Source organism: Cobetia sp. 3AK, from assembly GCF_029846335.1.
GTDB classification, from domain to species: Bacteria; Pseudomonadota; Gammaproteobacteria; order Pseudomonadales; family Halomonadaceae; genus Cobetia; species Cobetia marina.
On the sequence record NZ_JARWKR010000007.1, the window covers coordinates 85,571 to 105,676 of the forward strand.

Annotated in this window: 17 protein-coding genes; 7 read left to right on the forward strand and 10 right to left on the reverse strand. The window is 62.8% G+C overall.

All coding sequences use genetic code 11. From position 1 onward, the window contains the following. Positions 1-526 precede the first annotated feature (526 nt). The 4 genes from rho (at position 527) to folM (ending at position 5,080) form a co-directional block, all read left to right on the forward strand. Positions 527-1,786 (forward strand): transcription termination factor Rho, encoded by a 1,260-nt coding sequence (gene rho / locus QD228_RS11690; protein ID WP_077377862.1) that lies wholly within the window; start codon positions 527-529, stop codon positions 1,784-1,786. Between the two features lie 198 nt (positions 1,787-1,984). Further along, positions 1,985-3,454, forward strand: coding sequence for a 4-hydroxy-3-polyprenylbenzoate decarboxylase (gene ubiD / locus QD228_RS11695; protein WP_077377865.1), 1,470 nt, complete (start codon positions 1,985-1,987; stop codon positions 3,452-3,454). 84 nt (positions 3,455-3,538) lie between these two features. Continuing rightward, positions 3,539-4,333, forward strand: a complete 795-nt coding sequence (locus tag QD228_RS11700; RefSeq protein ID WP_077377867.1) for an FAD-binding oxidoreductase — start codon at positions 3,539-3,541, stop codon at positions 4,331-4,333. A 33-nt stretch (positions 4,334-4,366) separates the two neighbouring features. After that, complete coding sequence (folM, locus tag QD228_RS11705) at positions 4,367-5,080, forward strand: dihydromonapterin reductase (RefSeq protein WP_136939604.1); 714 nt, start codon at positions 4,367-4,369, stop codon at positions 5,078-5,080. Positions 5,081-5,231: 151 nt separating this feature from the next. On the opposite strand, the gene QD228_RS11710 is transcribed toward folM, so the two are convergent. Both QD228_RS11710 and QD228_RS11715 read right to left on the reverse strand, forming a co-directional pair. Beyond that, positions 5,232-5,942 (reverse strand): anti-sigma factor, encoded by a 711-nt coding sequence (locus QD228_RS11710; RefSeq protein WP_077377873.1) that lies wholly within the window; start codon positions 5,940-5,942, stop codon positions 5,232-5,234. Further along, complete coding sequence (locus QD228_RS11715; RefSeq protein ID WP_084207827.1) at positions 5,921-6,475, reverse strand: sigma-70 family RNA polymerase sigma factor; 555 nt, start codon at positions 6,473-6,475, stop codon at positions 5,921-5,923. The genes QD228_RS11710 and QD228_RS11715 overlap by 22 nt, the downstream gene beginning before the upstream one ends. A 728-nt stretch (positions 6,476-7,203) precedes the next feature. Between QD228_RS11715 and QD228_RS11720 the strand changes: the two genes are divergently transcribed. Both QD228_RS11720 and QD228_RS11725 read left to right on the forward strand, forming a co-directional pair. After that, positions 7,204-8,364 (forward strand): 3-deoxy-7-phosphoheptulonate synthase, encoded by a 1,161-nt coding sequence (locus QD228_RS11720; RefSeq protein ID WP_170877461.1) that lies wholly within the window; start codon positions 7,204-7,206, stop codon positions 8,362-8,364. A gap of 240 nt (positions 8,365-8,604) precedes the next feature. Continuing rightward, positions 8,605-10,755, forward strand: coding sequence for a PhoX family phosphatase (locus QD228_RS11725; RefSeq protein WP_279875656.1), 2,151 nt, complete (start codon positions 8,605-8,607; stop codon positions 10,753-10,755). Positions 10,756-11,041: 286 nt separating this feature from the next. Here the strand turns inward: QD228_RS11725 and ppk1 are convergent, their stop codons facing one another. Both ppk1 and hemB read right to left on the reverse strand, forming a co-directional pair. Continuing rightward, the gene (gene ppk1 / locus QD228_RS11730) at positions 11,042-13,210 is read right to left on the reverse strand and encodes a polyphosphate kinase 1 (RefSeq protein ID WP_077377882.1); all 2,169 of its coding nucleotides are present in this window, start codon (positions 13,208-13,210) and stop codon (positions 11,042-11,044) included. Positions 13,211-13,369: 159 nt separating this feature from the next. After that, positions 13,370-14,389, reverse strand: coding sequence for a porphobilinogen synthase (hemB, locus tag QD228_RS11735; RefSeq protein WP_136939602.1), 1,020 nt, complete (start codon positions 14,387-14,389; stop codon positions 13,370-13,372). Between the two features lie 447 nt (positions 14,390-14,836). On the opposite strand from hemB, the gene elbB reads away from it, so the two are divergent. Next, positions 14,837-15,523, forward strand: a complete 687-nt coding sequence (gene elbB / locus QD228_RS11740) for an isoprenoid biosynthesis glyoxalase ElbB (protein WP_077377888.1) — start codon at positions 14,837-14,839, stop codon at positions 15,521-15,523. A gap of 122 nt (positions 15,524-15,645) precedes the next feature. Here elbB and tatC read toward each other — a convergent pair whose 3' ends face one another. From tatC to QD228_RS11770, 6 genes are all read right to left on the reverse strand, one after another. Then, complete coding sequence (gene tatC, locus QD228_RS11745) at positions 15,646-16,437, reverse strand: twin-arginine translocase subunit TatC (RefSeq protein ID WP_077377891.1); 792 nt, start codon at positions 16,435-16,437, stop codon at positions 15,646-15,648. Then, the gene (gene tatB, locus QD228_RS11750) at positions 16,437-16,841 is read right to left on the reverse strand and encodes a Sec-independent protein translocase protein TatB (protein WP_077377894.1); all 405 of its coding nucleotides are present in this window, start codon (positions 16,839-16,841) and stop codon (positions 16,437-16,439) included. Before tatB ends, tatC begins: the two co-directional genes overlap by 1 nt. A gap of 5 nt (positions 16,842-16,846) precedes the next feature. Beyond that, positions 16,847-17,101 carry a Sec-independent protein translocase subunit TatA gene (gene tatA / locus QD228_RS11755; RefSeq protein WP_084207831.1) on the reverse strand — a complete coding sequence of 85 codons (255 nt, stop codon included), beginning with the start codon at positions 17,099-17,101 and terminating at the stop codon, positions 16,847-16,849. A 113-nt stretch (positions 17,102-17,214) separates the two neighbouring features. After that, on the reverse strand, positions 17,215-17,550 hold the full coding sequence (locus QD228_RS11760; protein ID WP_077377900.1) for a phosphoribosyl-ATP diphosphatase: 336 nt from the start codon (positions 17,548-17,550) through the stop codon (positions 17,215-17,217). 260 nt (positions 17,551-17,810) lie between these two features. Then, positions 17,811-19,439, reverse strand: a complete 1,629-nt coding sequence (gene ubiB / locus QD228_RS11765) for a ubiquinone biosynthesis regulatory protein kinase UbiB (RefSeq protein WP_084207832.1) — start codon at positions 19,437-19,439, stop codon at positions 17,811-17,813. Next, a complete protein-coding gene (locus tag QD228_RS11770) occupies positions 19,436-20,104 on the reverse strand; it encodes an SCP2 sterol-binding domain-containing protein (RefSeq protein WP_279875659.1) in 669 nt (222 codons plus the stop codon). Before QD228_RS11770 ends, ubiB begins: the two co-directional genes overlap by 4 nt. Between the last annotated feature and the right edge of the window lie 2 nt (positions 20,105-20,106).

Genomic DNA, 20,106 nt, shown 5'->3' on the forward strand with positions numbered 1-20,106 from the left:
GGGGATGACGCCGTCAGTTGAGCGGCGGCCCAGTCCCCCGGGCTGCGCTGGCATGGCCTCTGAGCACGGGACTTGCGTTCGAGGTGAAGCTTGACTACCATCGAGGCGTTCGCCTGATTACACGCTCTCTGATTGCGTCATGTCGACCGTCCCACGGTCCCCCAGTTGTCAGCCAGCCCTCTGGTAATTCTGTCCTTCTATTCACAGGTCAGCCACCAGGCGATTCATACCGCTAGATTCCATATCGAGAAGACTTTTACGTCAGGAAGCACGACGCCCCATGTCCTTGCGGACGGGCTGCAGTCGCTCGACACTCCGTTGCCGAATCCGTTGTACGGCCGTGGTGAGTGATCTTTCCTGAACCTTTGGCACCTGTATTCTTTCCACTCAGGCGCTTGCCCCCGGGAATGCTGTCGAGATCAGCCTGCACTCACACAGTACAGTGTCAGTCTCTGCCTCCTGCTCGTCTTCTCGATTCCCTTCTTATCTTCAGCCCTGCTGACACGAGCTACGTTCAAACAAGCCGATGAATCTTACCCAACTCAAGCAAAATACCGTCCCGGAACTGCTGGAACTCGCCCAGACCATGGGGATCGACAACCTGGCACGTTCGCGCAAGCAGGACATCATCTTCGCCATCCTCAAGAAGCACGCGAAAAGCGGCGAGGATATCTATGGTGATGGTGTGCTGGAAATCCTGCAGGACGGCTTCGGCTTCCTGCGCAGTGCGGATTCTTCCTACCTTGCTGGCCCCGACGACATCTACGTTTCCCCGTCCCAGATTCGCCGCTTCAATCTGCGCAAGGGCGATACCATTTCCGGCAAGATTCGTCCGCCGAAGGAAGGGGAACGTTACTTCGCGCTGCTCAAGGTCAATCAGATCAACTTTGACCGTCCCGAGAACGCCAAGCACAAGATCCTGTTCGAGAACCTGACGCCGCTGTTCCCGCAATCGCGTCTGCTGATGGAAATCGGCAACGGTTCCACCGAGGACATCACCTCGCGCATCCTGGATCTCACGGCCCCGATCGGCAAGGGACAGCGTGGTCTGATCGTGTCACCGCCCAAGGCGGGCAAGACGATGATGCTGCAGAACATCGCCGCCTCCATCACTCGCAACAACCCCGAATGTCACCTCATCGTGCTGCTGATCGATGAGCGTCCCGAGGAAGTCACCGAAATGTCGCGCACCGTGCGCGGCGAAGTCGTGGCCTCCACCTTCGATGAGCCGCCGGCCCGTCACGTCCAGGTCGCCGAGATGGTGATCGAGAAGGCCAAGCGTCTGGTGGAGCACAAGAAGGATGTCGTCATCCTGCTCGATTCCATCACGCGTCTGGCGCGTGCCTACAACACCGTGGTGCCGTCTTCCGGCAAGGTGTTGACCGGTGGTGTCGATGCGCATGCCCTCGAGAAGCCGAAGCGCTTCTTCGGTGCCGCGCGCAACATCGAGGAAGGCGGCAGTCTGACCATCCTCGCCACGGCGTTGGTCGACACCGGTTCCAAGATGGACGAAGTCATCTTCGAGGAGTTCAAGGGCACCGGTAACATGGAAGCGCACCTCGATCGCAAGCTGGCCGAGCGTCGTGTCTTCCCGGCACTCAACATCCGTCGTTCCGGTACGCGTCGTGAAGACCTGATCGCGTCTGAAGATGAAATGCAGCGCATGTGGATCCTGCGCAAGCTGCTCAATCCGATGGAAGACGTGGCCGCGACCGAATTCCTGATCGACCGCCTGAAAGATACCAAGACCAACCTCGAGTTCTTCGAGGCCATGAAGCGCCGCTGAGCCGATGTCCTGAGTTGACGAGGCAATGCCATGGATTCCCCCACGTGATTCCGTTCAATGACGGAATCACGTGGGGAATCCGCACTTCCCGAGACGCCCATCTCCTGATCAGGAGATGGGCGTCTTGCGTTGTCGGCCTGCCGACTATCGGCTGGCAATGGTATGCTCGGAACCTGATCAAGCCGACCGGAAACTCCCATGCAGTATCGAGACTTGCGCGATTTCATCGCGGCGCTGGAAGAGAAGGGCGAACTCAAGCGCATTCGTGCCGAGGTGGACCCTTACCTGGAGATGACCGAGATCTGCGATCGCACCCTGAAGGCGGGTGGTCCGGCGTTGCTGTTCGAGAACGTCAAGGGCCACAGCATGCCGGTGCTGGGCAATCTGTTCGGCACGCCGCGTCGTGTGGCGCTGGGCATGGGGCAGGAGTCGGTCGAGGCACTGCGCGAAGTCGGCGAGCTGCTCGCCTTCCTCAAGGAGCCGGAGCCGCCCAGAGGCTTCCGTGATGCCTGGGACAAGCTGCCGATCTTCAAGCAGGTGATGAGCATGGGCCCCAAGCGGGTCAAGCGTGCGCCCTGTCAGGAAGTCGTGCTGGAAGGGGATGATGTCGATCTCGACATGATTCCGATTCAGCACTGCTGGCCCGGAGACGCCGCGCCGCTGGTGACCTGGCCGCTGGTGATTACCCGCGGGCCGCACAAGGAGCGTCAGAACCTCGGCATCTACCGTCAGCAGAAGCTTGGCAAGAATCGGCTGATCATGCGCTGGCTGGCGCACCGTGGCGGGGCTCTGGATTTCCGTGAGTGGCAGAAGGCCCATCCGGGTGAGCCCTTCCCGGTCGCCGTGGCGCTGGGGGCTGACCCGGCGACGATTCTGGGCGCTGTCACTCCGGTGCCGGATACGCTGTCAGAGTACGCCTTCGCGGGGCTGCTGCGCGGCTCGCGCACCGAGCTGGTCAAATGTGGCCTGTCGGAGCTCGAGGTGCCGGCCAGCGCCGAGATCATCCTCGAGGGCTACCTGTATCCGGATGACATGGCACCGGAAGGCCCCTACGGCGATCACACCGGCTATTACAACGAGGTCGAGAGCTTCCCCGTCTTCACCATCGAGCGCATCACCCATCGTCGCGATCCGATCTATCACTCGACCTATACCGGGCGTCCACCGGATGAGCCGGCGATTCTCGGTCTGGCCCTCAATGAGGTCTTCGTGCCGATTCTGCGCAAGCAGTTCCCGGAGATCGTCGACTTCTATCTGCCGCCGGAGGGATGCTCCTACCGCATGGCGGTGGTGACGATGAAGAAGCAGTACCCCGGCCACGCCAAGCGCGTGATGATGGGAGTCTGGAGCTTCCTGCGCCAGTTCATGTATACCAAGTTCGTGATCGTGCTGGATGATGATGTCGATGCCCGCAAGTGGGAAGATGTCATCTGGGCCATCACCACGCGGATGGACCCGAGCCGTGATACCGTTCTGGTCGACAATACGCCGATCGACTATCTCGATTTCGCCTCGCCAACGGCGGGGCTCGGCTCCAAGATGGGCATGGATGCCACCAACAAGTGGCCCGGCGAGACCGACCGCGAATGGGGCGAGCCCATCGTGATGAGCGACGAGATCGTCTCGCGGGTCGATGAGCGCTGGGACAGTCTGGGCATTCTGGATTGAGTCTCACCTGACCATCACCACTCATGCATTTACCCTGCCTCGGCGCCAGGCGTCGCGGCAGGCTTCAGACAACAAGAGGATACGATGACGGCGCGGACCCTGACCTGTCATGTCGAGAGTGTGGAAGACCTGACCCCGGACGTGTTTCGTGTGCGCTTTGCCGCACGTCCCGAGGCCTTGGCGCATGCGCCGGGCCAGTATCTCGAGATGAAGCTCGACGACACCACCTGGGTACCGTTCTCCATCGCCAACGCTGCCAAGGGAGATGGCGTGCTTGAGCTGCATATCCAGCACTGGCCGGAGCGCAGCAACTCGGCGCGTCTGCGCAGCCTGCTGGTCGCGGCCAATCAGCTGGAGTTGCGCCTGCCGAATGGCGAATGCGTGCTCGATCTCGACGACCCCAGTCCCATCGTGCTGATCTGTGCCGGTACCGGATTCTCGCAGATGCATGCCATGTTGCAGGCAGCGTTTGCACACGGCCTCAATCAGCCCATCGAACTGTGGTGGGCCGCGCGTGAGCGTCGGGATTTGTATCTGGAAAGCGCCGCGCTCCACTGGGCCGCCAGTCAGCCCAATTTCCGCTACGTGCCGGTACTGGAAGAAGCGCCTGAGGCGGGTGATGCCCACCATCAGGCACTGGAAGCGGCTGGGGTCGAGGCAAGCTTCAATGGCCATATCGGTCGTATCGATGATGCGCTGCGAGCGCATGCGGAGAGCATGGCAGGCAAGCGCGTCTATCTGTCGGGCTCGCCCGGCATGGTCTATGCCTGTGTCGATGCGCTGACGCCGCTGGGGGTCGAGGCCGGCGCGCTGAGCTCCGATGTCTTCAGTTATGCACCACGCGAGCCGCTGCTGGATCCGGCGCTGGTATCCGGCTGAAGCTGCCTGACGTTGCCTGAAGGAGTCGAGTGAATGAGTCAGTCCCCCATCCTGATCACCGGTGGCGCCCAGCGACTGGGGCGCTACTGCGCCGAACGTCTGGTGGATGATGGCCATCCCGTCATCATCAGTTACCGACGTGAGCGCGAAGAGCTCGATGCCCTGCGGGCGTTGGGTATCCGCACCGTCCAGGCGGATTTCTCCAGTGAGGCGGGCATCCAGGCCTTCATCGCGACGATTCGTGAGATGACGCCGACGCTGAGGGCCATCGTGCACAATGCCAGCGACTGGGCGCCGGATGGTGGGGCGGAGGAGCGCGGCGAGATGTTCGAGCATCTGTTTCGCGTCCACATGCAGGCGCCGTATCTGATCAATCTGGCGCTGCGTGATCTGCTGGAGGCAGGTATCGAGACTCAGGCCGACATCGTCCACATGAGTGATTTCGTGGTCCAGAAAGGCTCGCGCAAGCATGCGGCCTACGCGGCCAGCAAGGCGGGGCTCGAGAATCTGACCTTGTCGTTCGCGGCGCTGTTCGCCCCTCGTATCCAGGTCAACACCATCGCACCGGCACTGATCATGCTGCGCCCGGACGACGACGATGATTACGCCGAGCGTGCGCGGGCCAAGTCTGCGATGCAGAGTGTGCCGGGCCCAGGGGTGATCTGGCAGGCGCTGCGTTATCTGCTGGACAGTCCCTATGTCACGGGCACGACACTGCCGGTGGATGGCGGACGTCATCTCACGTGACGGGTGCTTCCTGCCGGTGTCCGGGTAGCCTCCAGGGATCGAGGCCCGGCAGAGCAGCATGAAAAAAGCCCCCGCTGAGAAGCGGGGGCTTTTCGTTGATGCGACGTCGTGTGGTGACGCAGCGTTTGCCGTCAGTGCTTGCAGGCAGTGCCTACAGAATGTGGCGGCCTTCGACGGCGGTGAACTGGCCTTTCTTGAGCGTTGGGCCCATGTTCTGACCGGAGGGAGCGCCGCCCGGATTTTCCAGCGTGATCACCAGATCGCTGTCGGGGAAGGCGGCCAGATATTCCTTCGGCACCTCCACCTTCATGGTGCCGGAGTGCGGCAGGATGCCCAGTGACATCGGCTCCTTGCCATCCTTGGCCATCAGCCACAGCTCGCAGACCTTGCCGGGGGCCGGGGCGTTGGGGCTGACGGCCTGGACCATCATCTCACCCGAGTGGGAGGCATTGACGATCCAGCCGGGGCTGCTGTCAGGGTTGCTGACCACGAACACGTAGTCGCTCTCCATGCTCTCGTTCTGACCCAGACTGAAGGTCAGGCTGACGGCGAGTGCGAGGCTGAACGCCGTGGCCGTCATGCCTTGCCACAGGCCCAGGCGACGCCACCACGGCTGCCGGGCGGTGCCCGTCGCCTCGGCGATGCCTTGCCAGACATCGGCGGGCGGCGCGACAGGGGGCAGCTGTTCATTGAACACGTTCAGGTGTTCGCGCCAGCGCTCCACATCGCGCTGCAGATCGTGACTCACGGAGAGCAGCGACTCGAAAGCGGCGCGCTCACTGCGTGTCAGGGTTCCGAGCGCGTACTCGCCCGCTGCGGTTTCGCGCAGTTCGGGATCGCTCAGATCAAATGACTCATGCATGTCTTTAACCTCTCGAGTCCACGTCGGACCCAGCTCTTGACGGTGCCCAAGGGCTGGTCCAGTTGGTTGGCCAGATCCTGGTGGGTGAGGCCTTCGAAGTAGGCCAGTTCCAGGGCGCGGCGTTGATCGTCATTCAGCTCGGCCAGACACTGGTGGAGTTCACCACTGTGCTGGGCCAGGTCGACATCTGCCTCGATATCACTTCGACCGGGCATGGCAGCGATCAATTCGTCGCTGTCGTGCTCGCTGGGTCGCTGTCGACGTATCCAGTCGATGGCGATGTTGCGGGTCATGGTGCCGAGCCAGGTCATCGGGCGGGCGCGGCCGGCGTCATACTGGCCGGCGGCGGCCCATACCCGGATGTAGACCTGCTGAAGACAATCCTGCGCGGATGCCTCATGTCTCAAGATACGCAGCAACTGAGCGTATAGATGCGCACTGGTTGCACGATAAAGTCGATCCAGTGCCTTGGCATCCTGCCGGGCACATCCCGACAGATACTCTATCAGTGCATCATTTCGGGAATCCTGCATGCATGCATTCCAAGCTGTGGGCGCGGTGTCAGGCACCGCTGGACGAATGCGCGTTGCCGATCATGTCGTTCGACAACCAAAGATTATACTGATGCCACTCCGGGCTGATAGTCCTTCTTTATACGTGCAGGCAACGGTTTGTTGCCCGATCACGCTTGCGTGCGACGTTTTGTAGTGCAAGGATAGAGTCATCGACGCTTCATCGTCATCACTGGACACCGGCCCGACCCATGAATCAATCCTCAAGCTCCCGCCTTCGCACTGCCGCTGCCTGCCCTTCGGGTCAGCTGGCGTCGGCTGCGTGTGCGGCTGGCTATTGGTATTGGTTTACACAGGGGCGCGCCTGAGGTTACGGCGTGCCTGTCTCGTACGGGCTGCCACCACCTTGAAGAACCCCCGGTCGCAGCCACGACCGGGGGTTCTTGCGTTTGGGCCCGGCAATCTCTCATGACGAGAGAGGCGTGCCACCCTAACGTGCCAACGATGATTGCAGCATGAATGACTGGAGGAATGACCATGCGTACCACGATCCCGACTACCCGCTTCTCTTTCGCTTCCGCTCGGGTCGTGCATGGTTATTGGCGCTGGCGATTTAGCGGCGTCCTGCCTCTTTCCGCTGTCACCGCGGGGCAGGGCGAGCAACATCGGGGTGACGATTCGCGAAGTCCCTGTCTGTCAGAGTGAATATTGCGTGATGAAGCCGAAGCTTCGTCACAGGAGAGAAGACCATGAACGCCAGCCTTGAACGCGTGTTGACGAATGACCCGCACACAGCCGATACCACTGTCGACACCATGACCGCCGAGACTACCCCCGTGACCCGCTTCGATGCCGCCCAGACACCGACCACTCCCGGACGCATCAGCCGTGAAGCCCTGCCCAGCGCCAGCGAATTGCGCGCGCAGCTGCCGGTGGATGCTGACCTGGCCGGCCAGATTCGCCAGCACCGCGCTGAGATCAACGCGATTCTTGCCGGGGAGGATGATCGTCTGCTGGTGGTGGTCGGCCCGTGTTCCATCCATGATCTCAAGGCCGCGCGTGAATACGCCCAGCGCCTTGCGGTGATCGAACCGCAGGTCCGTGATCGCCTCAAGCTGGTGATGCGTGTCTATGTCGAGAAGCCGCGCACGACGGTGGGCTGGAAGGGGCTGGCCTATGATCCGCATCTGGATGGCAGTGATGACATGGCCAGCGGCCTGCGTCAGGCGCGCGAGCTGATGCGCGAGATCAACCAGCTGGGCCTGCCGGTCGCGACCGAGCTGCTGCAGCCGCTGACCGCCGCCTACCTGGAAGACCTGCTCGGCTGGGCGGCCATCGGGGCACGCACCACCGAGTCACAGATCCACCGCGAGATGGCCTCCGGCCTTGGCTGCGCCGTAGGCTTCAAGAATGGAACCGATGGTGGGGTCGAGGTCGCCGTGCAGGCGATCGGTGCGGCAGCTCACGGGCATCGCCACTTCGGCATGGATGACAGCGGGCGCCCGGCGCTGATCGAGACCGCGGGCAATCCCCACACCCATGTGGTGCTGCGGGGCGGCCATGGTCAGCCCAACTACGATGCAGACTCGGTGGCCGCCTGCCGGCGAGAGCTGGAAGGGGCCGGTCTGACACCGCGACTGATGGTCGACTGCAGTCATGCCAACTCGCGCAAGGACCACCGTCGTCAGAGCGAAGTGATGCTGGATGTGCTCTCCCAGCGTCTGGCCGGTGATGACGCCTTGATCGGCGTGATGCTGGAAAGCCATCTCAACGAGGGCAAGCAGGCATTGCCGGCAGCGGACAAGCTCTCGCAGCTGCGCCATGGCGTTTCCGTGACCGATGCCTGTCTCGGGTGGGAGACGACGGAGCATCTGCTGAGTCTGGCGGCAGAGCGTCTGCGAGACGCCTGACCCAGACACCACCCTGCTGGTGAAGCCCTCTTTCCTCACGGCTGACGGAGCAGGTCTCGCGCTTGTGAATTCCCCGCGCCCGATGGTCATGCGACCGTCGGGCGCTGTCGTTTGCATGAGGCGTATCGTTCGCGTCATACGACTGTCATTTGGTTCGCGTATCACTCTTGTTGCCCTTGGCGGCCCCACAGGGGCCAGGCCTGAAAAGAACAACCCGCAACCTGACTACGGGGAAGCAGCATGAGCAAGGAAATTGAAGATCATCGCCTACTGAATGCCAGTCACAACGAGACATTCTCTTCCATCATCGACAAGCACCTTTCCCGTCGTCGCGTGTTGCAGGGTGGTCTGGGCATGGCGGCTGCCAGCATGCTGGGCGGCTTCGGGCTGGCGGGCCTGAGCGGTGCGGCCAATGCCGACAGCGGCAAGACCACAGGGACTCCGGCGAAGACACCGCTGGCGCTGGCCTTCGAGTCCATCAAGGGCTCTCGCACGGATGCCTTCGTGGTACCTGCAGGGTATACCGCCCATGTCCTGGCACCGTGGGGCACTCCGCTCAACGACAAGGCACCGCAGTGGAGTGAATCGCTGGCGATGACGCCGGAGGCCCAGCTCAACAGCATCGGCATGCATCACGACGGCATGCACAACTTCGCGCTGAGCGAAGACACCGCCTCCAGCAATTTCCTGCTGGTGATGAACAATGAGTACATCGATCAGGATGCCCTGTGGGCGCCCAAGGGCGGCGCGACCAATGCGGAGTCCGGCAAGCGCCCGGCCGATGAAGTGCGTACCGAGATCAATGCCCACGGCGTGACCGTCGTCGAAGTCAAGAAGGATGCCGGCGGCAAGTGGGATGTGGTGAGCAACTCCGGCTACAACCGTCGCTATACCAGCGCCAGCGAGATGGTGTTGAGTGGCCCGGTGGCAGGCAGTGATTACGTCAAGACTGCCTTCTCTCCGGATGGCACGCGCACGCGTGGTACCAACAACAACTGCGCCAACGGCTATACCCCCTGGGGCACCTACCTGACCTGTGAGGAGAACTGGCCGGGGTACTTCGTCAAGCGCAGTGATCGTCAGAGCGATGATGATCGCATCGGCATCGAGACCGAGCGTGGCCGCTACGGCTGGGAAACCGCCGCGGGAGATGCCAGCGAAGTCGATGGCGAATTCGCGCGCTTCGACAATACGCCGACGGCGGACAGTGCCGACAAGGATTATCGCAATGAGCCACGTACCTTCGGCTACATCGTCGAGATCGACCCCTACACCGGTGAGAAGGCCGTCAAGCGCACCGCGCTGGGACGTTTCCGCCATGAAGGCTGCTGGCCGGGCAAGCTGGTCGAAGGCGAGCCGGTGGTGTTCTATTCAGGCCATGACTCGCGCAACGAATACATCTACAAGTTCGTCTCCGATGCCAGATGGGAGGCCGCCGATGCGCACGTGCCGGGAGCCGACAAGAATCGCCTGACGATCGGTGACAAGTATCTGGACAAGGGCACGTTGTATGTTGCCCAGTTCTCCGCCGACGGTACTGGCAAGTGGCTGAAGCTGACGCCGGACGCCGTGACCAGGGATGGCCGGACGCTTGCCGCTGCGCTGGGCCTGGCGGCCGATGATCTGGCCGGCGTCATCATCCATACCGCGGACGCGGCGGATCTGATGGGCGCCACGCCGATGGACCGCCCGGAGTGGGGTGCCGTCGACCCGGCTTCCGGTGAGGTCTACATGACACTGACCAACAACTCCAAGCGCACCGAAGAGGGTACCGCGGCTGCCTTCACCAATGACGGCAAGGCCATCGAGGAGCCGGGAGTCGGTTACAAGACGGCGCCGACCAATGCCGCCAACCCGCGCGGTGGCAACGAGGCAGGACAGATCATCCGCTGGCGTGAGGCAGGGGATCACACCGCCTTCGATTGGGAGATCTTCGTGTTCGGCGCGGCGGCCAGTGACGCCGACAACCTGTCCGGCCTGACCGAGATGAATGAATTCGCCAGTCCGGATGGCCTCTACTTCGACGAACGTGAGGACGAGCAGGGTATCCTGTGGATCCAGACGGACAACGGCTACGCCGGTGTGGCGGACGCCACCAATGACCAGCTACTGGCGGTCGTGCCGGCCGCGCTTCAGCAGGCCGAAGGGGATGCTGCCGTGATCGGTGCCGATAACCAGGCACAGCTCAAGCGCTTCGCGGTTGGCCCGAACGGCTGTGAAGTGACCGGCATCTTCGCGACACCTGACAGGACGGCGTTGTTCGTCAATATCCAGCATCCCGGCAACTGGCCGCAGAGTGTGGATGCGACTGCCGAAACTGACGGCAGTGTGCGCCCGCGCGCCGCGACCGTCGTCATCCAGCGTGAAGATGGTGGTCAGATCGGCGTCTGATCCGTTGAGCGCTTGATCCGATCGTCAGCTGCCAGGCCCCCGCATCCAGGATGCGGGGGCCTTTTCATTGTCTGGTTGGGGGGCAGGCGTCATGGGCGGCTGATGTCGGCAATCAGGCGAAGGTAGAAGGGGGAGCGCAGAAGGAAAGAGTGGGGCAGAAGGATCGGGACAGGAGGGCTGGGACAAGGCTTGTCTGCTCAACGAAGACGGCCCCCACGCAAGCGTGAGGGCCGAGAGTCAGGTGATCTGGACTGCGCCGGATGAGGCGGGCCCGAGCGGGGCGCGATCAGGCCTTGGCAGCGTAGGCGAACAGCAGGGTTTCCTGCACGCTGATCGGCTCTGCATCGCCGGCATCCAGCTGGGTGTAGTGACCATCGCTTTCCAGGCGCCAGCTCTGGCAGTTGTCGACCAGATAGGTGTCCAGGTCCTTGCGGATGCGCTGCGCCAGCTTCTTGTCGAGCAACGGGAAGCAGGTCTCGACGCGATGGAACATGTTGCGCTCCATGAAGTCCGCGCTGGAACACCAGGTCTCCGGCTGGCCGGCATTGTGGAAGTGGAAGGTGCGAGTATGTTCCAGGAAGCGACCGATCACAGAGCGGACGCGGATATTGTCGGAGATGCCCGGAACGCCCGGGCGCAGACAGCAGACCCCGCGGATGATCAGATCGCACTGCACGCCCGCGCGTGAGGCGCGATACAGCGCGCGGATCAGCTTGGGTTCGGTCAGTGAGTTGCACTTGATGATGATGTGGGCGCGCTTGCCCTTCTCGGCGTTGCGCGCTTCCCGGTCGATCATCTCCACCAGTCGCTCATGCAGTGTGAAGGGGGCATGCAGCAACTTCTCGATATTGCGTTGCTTGCCCATGCCGGTCAGCTGCTGGAAGACCTTGTGCACGTCCTCGCACAAGGTCTCGTTGGACGTCAGCAGGCTGTAATCGGTGTACAGGCGCGCCGTCTTGGCGTGGTAGTTGCCGGTGCCGAGGTGCGCATAGTGGCGCAGTTCGCCATTTTCTCGCCGCACGATGTGCAGCATCTTGGCGTGGGTCTTGTAGGCCATCACCCCGTAGATGACGATGGCGCCTGCCTCCTGAAGGCGGGAGGCCAGCTGCAGGTTGTCGGCTTCATCGAAGCGGGCACGCAGCTCGATCACCACGGTGATCTCCTTGCCCTGGCGTGCAGCTTCCACCAGCGAGGAGACGATGTTGGAATCGGCTCCGGTGCGATAGAGCGTCTGCTTGATGGCCAGCACGTTCGGGTCGCGCGCTGCCTCGGCCAGCAGACTCTCGACCGGCGAGAACGACTGGAAGGGGTGATGCAGCAGGATGTCCTCGCGGCGAATGGCATCGAACAGGCTGTTGTCACTCTTGAGTGCCTTGGGCGTGCCGGGAGTGAACGGTGCGTAGAGCAGGTCCTCGCGGCCCACGTCGCCGATGACTTCCATCAGGCGATTGAGATTGACCGGTCCCTTCACCTGGTACAGGTCTCGCTTCTCCAGCTCGAACTGCTTGAGCAGGAAGGTGTAGAGCGCCTCCGGACAGTTGTCCGCCACTTCCAGGCGCACGCCATCGCCGTAACGCCGCGCCAGCAGCTCGCCGCGCAGCGCCGAGGCCAGATCCGAGACATCCTCGGCATCCACCGAGAGGTCGGCGTTGCGCGTCAGCCGGAACTGGTAGCAGCCCTTGATCTTCATCCCCGGGAACAGTTCCTGGGCATGGGCATGAATCATCGAGGACAGGAAGACGTACTCGGTATAGCCGCTCTCTGCGAGCGCTTCCGGCACGCGAATCAAGCGCGGCAGCGAGCGCGGAGCCGGAAGAATGGCCAGGCCGCCCTCGCGCCCGAAGGCGTCCTTGCCTTCCAGCTCGACGATGAAGTTGAGGCTCTTGTTGACCAGGCGCGGGAAGGGATGTGATGGATCAAGCCCGATCGGGCTGATGACCGGCTGAATCTCTTCCTCGAAGTATTCGCGAACCCAGGCTTTCTGGGCGTCGTTCCACTGATTGCGGCGACGGAAGCGGATGTGTTGCTCTTCAAGCGCCGGAATCAGTTCTTCGTTGAGGATGCGGTACTGGCGCTCCACTTGCTCGTGGGTGATGCGCGAGATCTCGTCGAGCACCTTGCCGGGCAGCATGCCATCCGGGCCGGGCTCGGTGCGGTCGAAGGCGATCTGATGCTTGAGACCCGCCACGCGGATCTCGAAGAACTCGTCCATGTTGGACGTGAAGATCAGCAGGAACATCAGCCGGTTGAGCAGCGGATGCGAAGTGTCCTGCGCCTGCTCCAGTACCCGGATGTTGAACTGCAGATTCGACAGCTCACGATTGAAATACAGGGCGGGGTCGGCCAGGTCGGCTTCGGGGGAGGGCGTGACCTTGGCGTGAATGCCCTTGCGCGTGCGATTGACGCGCAGGGGCGGAGGTTCAAGGGCTGGCGGCTCGTCGGTGACCAGCTCCATGTCGCCCTCTTTCCCCCGGGACGCCGCCGGGGCGGCAGCGTCCTGATGCGGTTGGGGAGCGGTGTCCAGCGAGGTGTCTGACGCGTCATCTATGGCGTTCTTGTGGGTCTGTTCCATCATCAACTCCATGACCCCGGTCAGACACGGTCGCCGGGGTAGTCAAAGGCGATTCTTCTCCGCCAGCAGTTCCGCGGCCCGGCGGGCAAAATAGGTGAGAATGCCGTCGGCACCCGCACGCTTGAAGCACATCAATGATTCGAGAATGACCTTGTCGGCATCCAGCCAGCCGTTCTGGAAGGCGGCCATGTGCATGGCGTACTCGCCGCTGACCTGGTAGGCGAAGGTCGGCACTTCCAGTTCACGCTTCACGCGGGACACCACATCCAGGTAGGGCATGCCCGGCTTGACCATCACCATGTCGGCGCCCTCGGCGAGATCCATGGCCACTTCATGCAGCGCTTCGTCGCTGTTGGCCGGATCCATCTGGTAGGTCTGCTTGTCGGCCTTGCCCAGATTGCCGCTCGAGCCCACCGCATCACGGAACGGGCCGTAGTAGTTGGAGGCGTACTTGGCCGAATAGGCCATGATGCGGGTATTGATCAGGCCTTCCTGTTCCAGCATGGCACGGATGGAGCCGATGCGGCCGTCCATCATGTCAGAAGGGGCCACGACATCGGCGCCCGCTTCCGCGTGTGACAGTGCCTGCTTGATCAGGGTGTCCACGGTGCGGTCGTTGAGCACGTAGCCGTCATCATCGAGGATGCCGTCCTGGCCATGCACGGTGTAGGGATCCAGCGCCACATCGGTGATCACGCCCAGCGTCGGGATGGCTTCCTTGAGGGCACGCACCGCGCGCTGCACCAGGCCATTGGCGTTGTAGGACTCCTCGGCCAGCAGGCTCTTGGCCTCGGCATCGATCACCGGGAACAGCGCGATGGCCGGCACGCCCAGCGCATGGACCTCACGGCATTCCTCGACCAGCAGGTCGATGGACAGGCGCTCGACCCCGGGCATGCTGGTCACGGCTTCACGACGCTGCGAACCTTCCAGCACGAAGACCGGCAGGATCAGATCATCGGCCGTCAGCTGGTTCTCACGCATCAGGCGGCGAGAGAAATCATCCTTGCGCATGCGGCGCATGCGAATCGCAGGAAACTGGCGTGGGGTACGTTGACTCAAGAGAGGCTCTCCGGATCTAAGGCTCCGGTTCCGTGAGGGACGCTGGAAGTCTAGGTCTATAATATTTCAATGATATTACAGGTCAGACGGCGCCCATACGACCGAAGGAGATGGGATTGGCCGAGCAAGCTGTCGGCACGATGCTTTCGAGTATATCAGTGCATGCAGGTCGGAACAGGGGCGCGGCATGGGGCAGGGTGTCGCGTCGTGTGCACTGTCATCCTGCCCGCCGAACCGCGAGGGGCGCCCTTGAGATGTGGTCATGCCGCCCATAGTCTTGGGGCATCGGAGTGACGAATACCCAGGTGCTGCAGGCCGCCGGCATCATCTGTCCTTTCCAGCCGGTACCTCTTCACATGGTGCTTGCCTGTAGCGGATTCCTGTACGAATCTGTCACTTCTGACCTGTCGGCAGCCGCCGAGCAGTTCACCGTCAATGGAGTAACACATGACCAAGCAGGTAGCCCTGATCCTATCCGGTTGCGGTGTCTATGATGGCTCCGAGATCTACGAAACGACCCTGACCATGCTTCGGCTTGATCAGCTGGGCATCCGCTACGAGTGCTTCGCTCCGGACATCGATCAACATCATGTGCTCAACCACGCCACCGGCGAGGAAATGGACGAGACACGCAATGTGCTGACCGAGTCGGCTCGCCTGGCGCGTGGCAAGGTGCGTCCGTTGCCGGAGCTGTCCGCCGAGGACTTCGACGCGCTGATTCTGCCCGGTGGCTTCGGTGCCGCCAAGAATCTCAGCAACTTTGCCGTCAAGGGCGCGGATCTGACGCTGGTGGATGGTCTGCGCGAGGTGGTGCAGCCCTTCCATGCGGCCGGCAAGCCGATCGGCGTGATGTGCATCGCGCCGGTGATGGTGCCGAAGCTGCTGGGCGAGGGGATCTCGGTCACCATCGGCACGGACCCTGAAGTCTCCGGCGCCATCAGTGCCCAGGGCGGTCTGCACAAGAGCTGTGAGGTGACGGATATCGTGATTGATGCCGCCAATCGCGTGATCACGACGCCAGCCTACATGCAGGCAGAGCGCATCTCCGAGGCTGCCGAAGGCATCTTCAAGCTGGTGGAGCGTCTGAACGGCTGGATCGAGGAAGACCAGGCCAAGGCCAGTCAACAGGATTGACACGGTCGCACGGCACCCAGCAGGAAACGACGAAGCCCTCGCCATTGGCGGGGGCTTCGTCGTTTCCTGCGTCATGATTCTTGCGCGTCATCGTTCAGGCGCTGTCTGCTCGAGTCTTCGCGTCAGGGGGCCTGCTGCGAGGCCTCATCATCGCTCGCCGGACGGCGGCGCTTGAAGGCGCGTGCGGCGAGAATCCCGACCTCGAACAGCAGCCACATCGGAATCGCCAGCAATGACTGCGAGATGACGTCAGGCGGTGTCAGCAGCATGCCGACCACGAAGCAGGCGATCACGATGTAGGGGCGTTTCTTGCTCAGCACCTCCACGGACGTGGCCCCCGTCCAGATCAGCAGGAAGGTGGCGATGGGAATCTCGAAGGCCACACCGAAGGCGAAGAACAGCTTGAGGACAAAATTCAGGTACTGATTGATGTCCGTCATGATCGCCACGTTCTCGGGGCCCGTGGTGGTGAAGAACTGGAACAGCAGCGGGAAGACGACATAGTAGGCAAACGCCGCGCCCGCATAGAACAGCAGGATGCTGGAGGCCAGCAGCGGCAACGCCAACGCCTTCTCGTTCTCGTAGAGTCCCGGCGCGATGAAGGCCCAGGCCTGATAGAGCACCGCCGGAATCGCCAGGAACAGCGCCACCACCAGTGTCAGCTTGAAGGGGGCCAGGAAGGGCGAGGCCACCTCGGTGGCGATCATCTGAGAGCCGGGAGGCAGCAGGGCCATCAGCGGCTCGGCCACATACAGATAGATCTGATTGGAGAAGCCATACAGCGCCGCGAATACCACGAGGACCACGACAGTCGCACGCAGCAGGCGGGAGCGCAGTTCGATCAGATGCTCGATGAGCGGGGCGTGGGCAGCCTCGCCGGAGGCGGAGGGCTGCGGGTCATGCGGATCACTCATCAGGAACGCGGCTCCCGTGACTCACTGGTGGGGGTGGCGGAGGTCTCTTGCTCGCCTGAGGTCGTCTCCGTGGTCGAGCGAGCACTGTCGGCGGCAGGCGAGGCGTTGGCATCCTCCTGTGACGCGGGCGAGGAACGCGTGATGGTGGTTTCCACCTCACGCGCCTCATTGCGGGCATGTGCCAGGGTCTCGTCGAGCTGCTTCTTCTGCTCATTGAGCGTCTGACGCAGTTCTTCGGCTTCCAGCTGGGCGCTGATTTCCTGCTGGATCCCCGAGACGCTGCGCTTGATGCGCCCCAGCCACAATCCCGCCGTACGCGCCGCCCGGGGCAGACGCTCCGGGCCGAGCACGATCAATGCCAGTAGCGAGATCAGTGCCAGTTCAAAAAAGCCGATGTCGAACATGCGGCTTACGAGCGCTTGTCAGCGGTATCGCGGCGCTCGGCCTCGACATCGATGGTATCGCCGCGGGATTCACCGTGGGAGACCTTCTGCTGAGGAGCCGTGTCTTCGGGGGCCTTTTCCTCTTCCTTCATGGCGCCCTTGAAGCCTTTGACCGCGCCACCGAGGTCTGATCCGACGTTGCGGAGCTTCTTGGTGCCGAAGATCAGGATGATGATGCCGAGCACGATGAGGAGCTGCCAGATACTGATGCCACCTAACATGGGAAGTTCTCCATTTTGGCCGATGGGACTAGGTCACGAGGCCTTGAGTCTTGCAGGGTGAGAGCACCACTGCCAGGGAAATCGGCTTGCGCTGCAAGTCGTCTGCTTGATCATCACTGACCGCGAGCGGCCTTTTCATCATGGCCGGAGACGCCGAAGCGTCGCGCCAGCTCATCCAGCACGTCCTGATGGTCCAGCCCGAGGTGAGAAAGCATCACCAGCGAGTGGAACCACAGGTCGGCGGTCTCACCGATCACTGCACGGTGGGAGTCCACGTCGTCCTGAGTGAAATCCTTGGCGGCCAGTACCGTTTCCGTGGCCTCTTCGCCAATCTTCTCCAATACCTTGTTGAGGCCCTTGTGATGCAGGCTCGCGACATAGGAGGACGTCGGATCAGCGTCGCGCCGCTCTGCCAGTACGTCTGACAGGCGGTTGAGAATATCACTCATGAATCATCATTCCTGAAAGCATGGGGTCTGGCATGAAAACCGTATCTTGCATGAGAACCGTTGCATGAGCGTCGCGGCCAGCCGGACAACCGGGCCCGAGCGAAGGCAGCGAGTCCAGCCCGAGGCTCCTGCCTCATCGAGCACCGCCGCGAGGCAAGGCCCGGCGACTCAGGATGCAAGGGTTACATGACAATCATATTGCACTGCGCCCCGAGGGGCGGCAAGTTTCGGTCAGCGCCGCGAGCGAAGCAGGGGCGCGGCTAGCGCCACAGCAACAGCACGATGCCCAGGCCCGCGCCGACCAGCACCATCATCGGCTGCGTCTCGGCCCAGGCGATCAGCGGTTGCCAGCCGAAGGCCACGGCGATCAGCAGTCCACCTGCGCGCAAGCGCCAGCCGGTGCTGGACGCATGATTGACACGATCGCGCAGCGTGGCGAGTGCCTCGGTCTGACGCTGTCGAGCGCGGTGTTCATCGTCGATGCGCTGCATGGCCTGGAAGGCCATCACCGGCAGCTGCGGCAGCTGATGTGACAGCTCCGGAGCCTGTTTGACCATCTCGGCCCAGAACGCCTTGGGGCCGGCGCGCTCCTTCATCCAGCGCTCCAGATAGGGGCGGGCGGTAGCCCACAGGTCGAGATCCGGATACAGCTGACGGCCGAGGCCCTCGATGTTGAGTAGCGTCTTCTGCAGCAGGACCAGCTGCGGCTGGACTTCCATGTTGAAGCGGCGCGCGGTCTGGAACAGGCCCAGCAGCACCTGGCCGAAGCTGATGTCCTTGAGCGGCTTCTCGAGAATCGGCTCGCAGACGGCCCGGATGGCCGCGGCGAACTCGTTGGCGCGCGTGCCTTCCCCGACCCAGCCGGACTCGATGTGCAGCGCCGCGACCTCGTAGTAATCCTGACGGAAGAAGGCCAGCAGATTGCGCGCCAGATAGTCCTGGTCCTCGCGGGTCAGGCTGCCGACGATACCGCAGTCGATGGCGATGAACTGCGGGTCATGGGCGTTCTCTCGCGAGACGAAGATGTTGCCGGGGTGCATGTCGGCGTGGAAGAAGTTGTCGCGGAACACCTGGGTGAAGAAGATCTCCACGCCGCGCTCGGCCAGCTTCTTCAAGTCGGTGCCCTGGGCTTCCAGCTCGTCGATGTCGGCGACCGGGATGCCGCGGATGCGCTCCTGCACCATTACCCGGCGCCGCGTCAGCGGCCAGTGGATGGTCGGCACGTAGAGCAGGGGCGAATCGAGGAAGTTGCGCTTGAGCTGGGAGGTGTTGGCGGCCTCCTTGTGCATGTCCAGCTCATCGAACAGCGTGGCCTCGTAGTCGGAGACCACTTCCACGGGGCGCAGACGCCGTGCTTCCGGCGAGAGCTTCATCAGCAGACGCGCGAGCAGATACAGCAGGCCGATATCCTTGCGCATCACCTCTTCGATGCGCGGGCGGATCACCTTGACCACCACGTCGGCACCATCGTGCAGGCGTGCCGCATGGACCTGGGCGATGGAAGCCGAGGCCAGCGGTTGCGCCTCAAATTCGGCGAAGGCTTCCTCGACCGGCATGCCCAGCTCCTGCTCGACCAGTTCGCGCGCCACCTCGTTCTCGAAGGGCGGCACCTGGTCCTGCAGGCGCTTGAGCTCATCGGCGACGTCCGGTGGCAGCAGGTCACGACGAGTCGAGAGCATCTGGCCGAACTTGATGAAGATCGGGCCCAGCGCTTCGAGTGCCAGCCGCAGGCGCTCACCACGCGAGCGCTTGCCGACAGGCAGCAGGCGCAGCGGTGAGAGCTTGACCAGCGGCCGCAGCAGCGCAGGTACGCGAGACAGCGGGATCAGATCATCCAGTCGATAGCGGGCGATGACCCACAGGATGCTCAGCAGGCGATAGAGTCTCACGACGGCTGGCACTCCCGATCAGCGGACTGTGGCGTGGTGACGGCCTCCAGATGGCGTCGCAGGCGCGCCAGGCGTGCCTCGGTGCGATCCAGGCACTGGGTCAGCTCGGTCAGCTCGTCCCGCGCGACCTGCAGCTGGGCATGGCCGGGCAGCCAGCGTGCTTCCTCGGTCAGATACTCGCGCAGATCCAGCTCCAGCTCACGACGGCTGGTCAGCCCGAAGCGACCGAGGCTGCGCAGGCCGGTGGCCAGACTATGACCGGGGGTCTCGCCGAACCATTCGCTCAAGGCCCCTTCCCAGTCGAGATCGAGATCCATCACCAGATCCCGTGCGCTTTCCAGCAGGTGCAGACGGCCACGCACGGCCAGGCGGCCCTCGAACATCAAGCGCTCGATGGGCTCACCGGACAGCAGTGCCGCGGCAGTTTCCATGTCCAGCTCCACCACCACGTCGCCGTCGCTCTCGTTGGCCTCGGGCAGGCGCAGCAGATGCAGCCCCTGCAGGTCGAAGTGCACCAGCAGGTCGAAGGCGGGGCGCTCCAGGCGCAGCAGCAGGCGTCTGCCGGCAAGCGCATTCAGGCGCATGGCGGAGGCGGGGTCACGGGCGAGCAGGCGGTTGAGCGTGCGTTCCACCGTCGCCACCAGCAGGGGGGTCAGCAATGCCATGA

Excerpts from the sequence above, each read along its gene's own strand:
- QD228_RS11760 (WP_077377900.1), bottom strand. The coding sequence starts at position 17,550 with ATGAGTGATATTCTCAACCGCCTGTCAGACGTACTGGCAGAGCGGCGC.
- QD228_RS11710 (WP_077377873.1), bottom strand. The coding sequence starts at position 5,942 with ATGCATGAGTCATTTGATCTGAGCGATCCCGAACTGCGCGAAACCGCA.
- QD228_RS11725 (WP_279875656.1), top strand. The coding sequence starts at position 8,605 with ATGAGCAAGGAAATTGAAGATCATCGCCTACTGAATGCCAGTCACAAC.
- tatC (WP_077377891.1), bottom strand. The coding sequence starts at position 16,437 with ATGAGTGATCCGCATGACCCGCAGCCCTCCGCCTCCGGCGAGGCTGCC.
- tatB (WP_077377894.1), bottom strand. The coding sequence starts at position 16,841 with ATGTTCGACATCGGCTTTTTTGAACTGGCACTGATCTCGCTACTGGCA.
- QD228_RS11700 (WP_077377867.1), top strand. The coding sequence starts at position 3,539 with ATGACGGCGCGGACCCTGACCTGTCATGTCGAGAGTGTGGAAGACCTG.
- elbB (WP_077377888.1), top strand. The coding sequence starts at position 14,837 with ATGACCAAGCAGGTAGCCCTGATCCTATCCGGTTGCGGTGTCTATGAT.
- QD228_RS11715 (WP_084207827.1), bottom strand. The coding sequence starts at position 6,475 with ATGCAGGATTCCCGAAATGATGCACTGATAGAGTATCTGTCGGGATGT.
- ppk1 (WP_077377882.1), bottom strand. The coding sequence starts at position 13,210 with ATGGAGCTGGTCACCGACGAGCCGCCAGCCCTTGAACCTCCGCCCCTG.
- folM (WP_136939604.1), top strand. The coding sequence starts at position 4,367 with ATGAGTCAGTCCCCCATCCTGATCACCGGTGGCGCCCAGCGACTGGGG.
- ubiD (WP_077377865.1), top strand. The coding sequence starts at position 1,985 with ATGCAGTATCGAGACTTGCGCGATTTCATCGCGGCGCTGGAAGAGAAG.
- rho (WP_077377862.1), top strand. The coding sequence starts at position 527 with ATGAATCTTACCCAACTCAAGCAAAATACCGTCCCGGAACTGCTGGAA.
- QD228_RS11770 (WP_279875659.1), bottom strand. The coding sequence starts at position 20,104 with ATGGCATTGCTGACCCCCCTGCTGGTGGCGACGGTGGAACGCACGCTC.
- tatA (WP_084207831.1), bottom strand. The coding sequence starts at position 17,101 with ATGTTAGGTGGCATCAGTATCTGGCAGCTCCTCATCGTGCTCGGCATC.
- QD228_RS11720 (WP_170877461.1), top strand. The coding sequence starts at position 7,204 with ATGAACGCCAGCCTTGAACGCGTGTTGACGAATGACCCGCACACAGCC.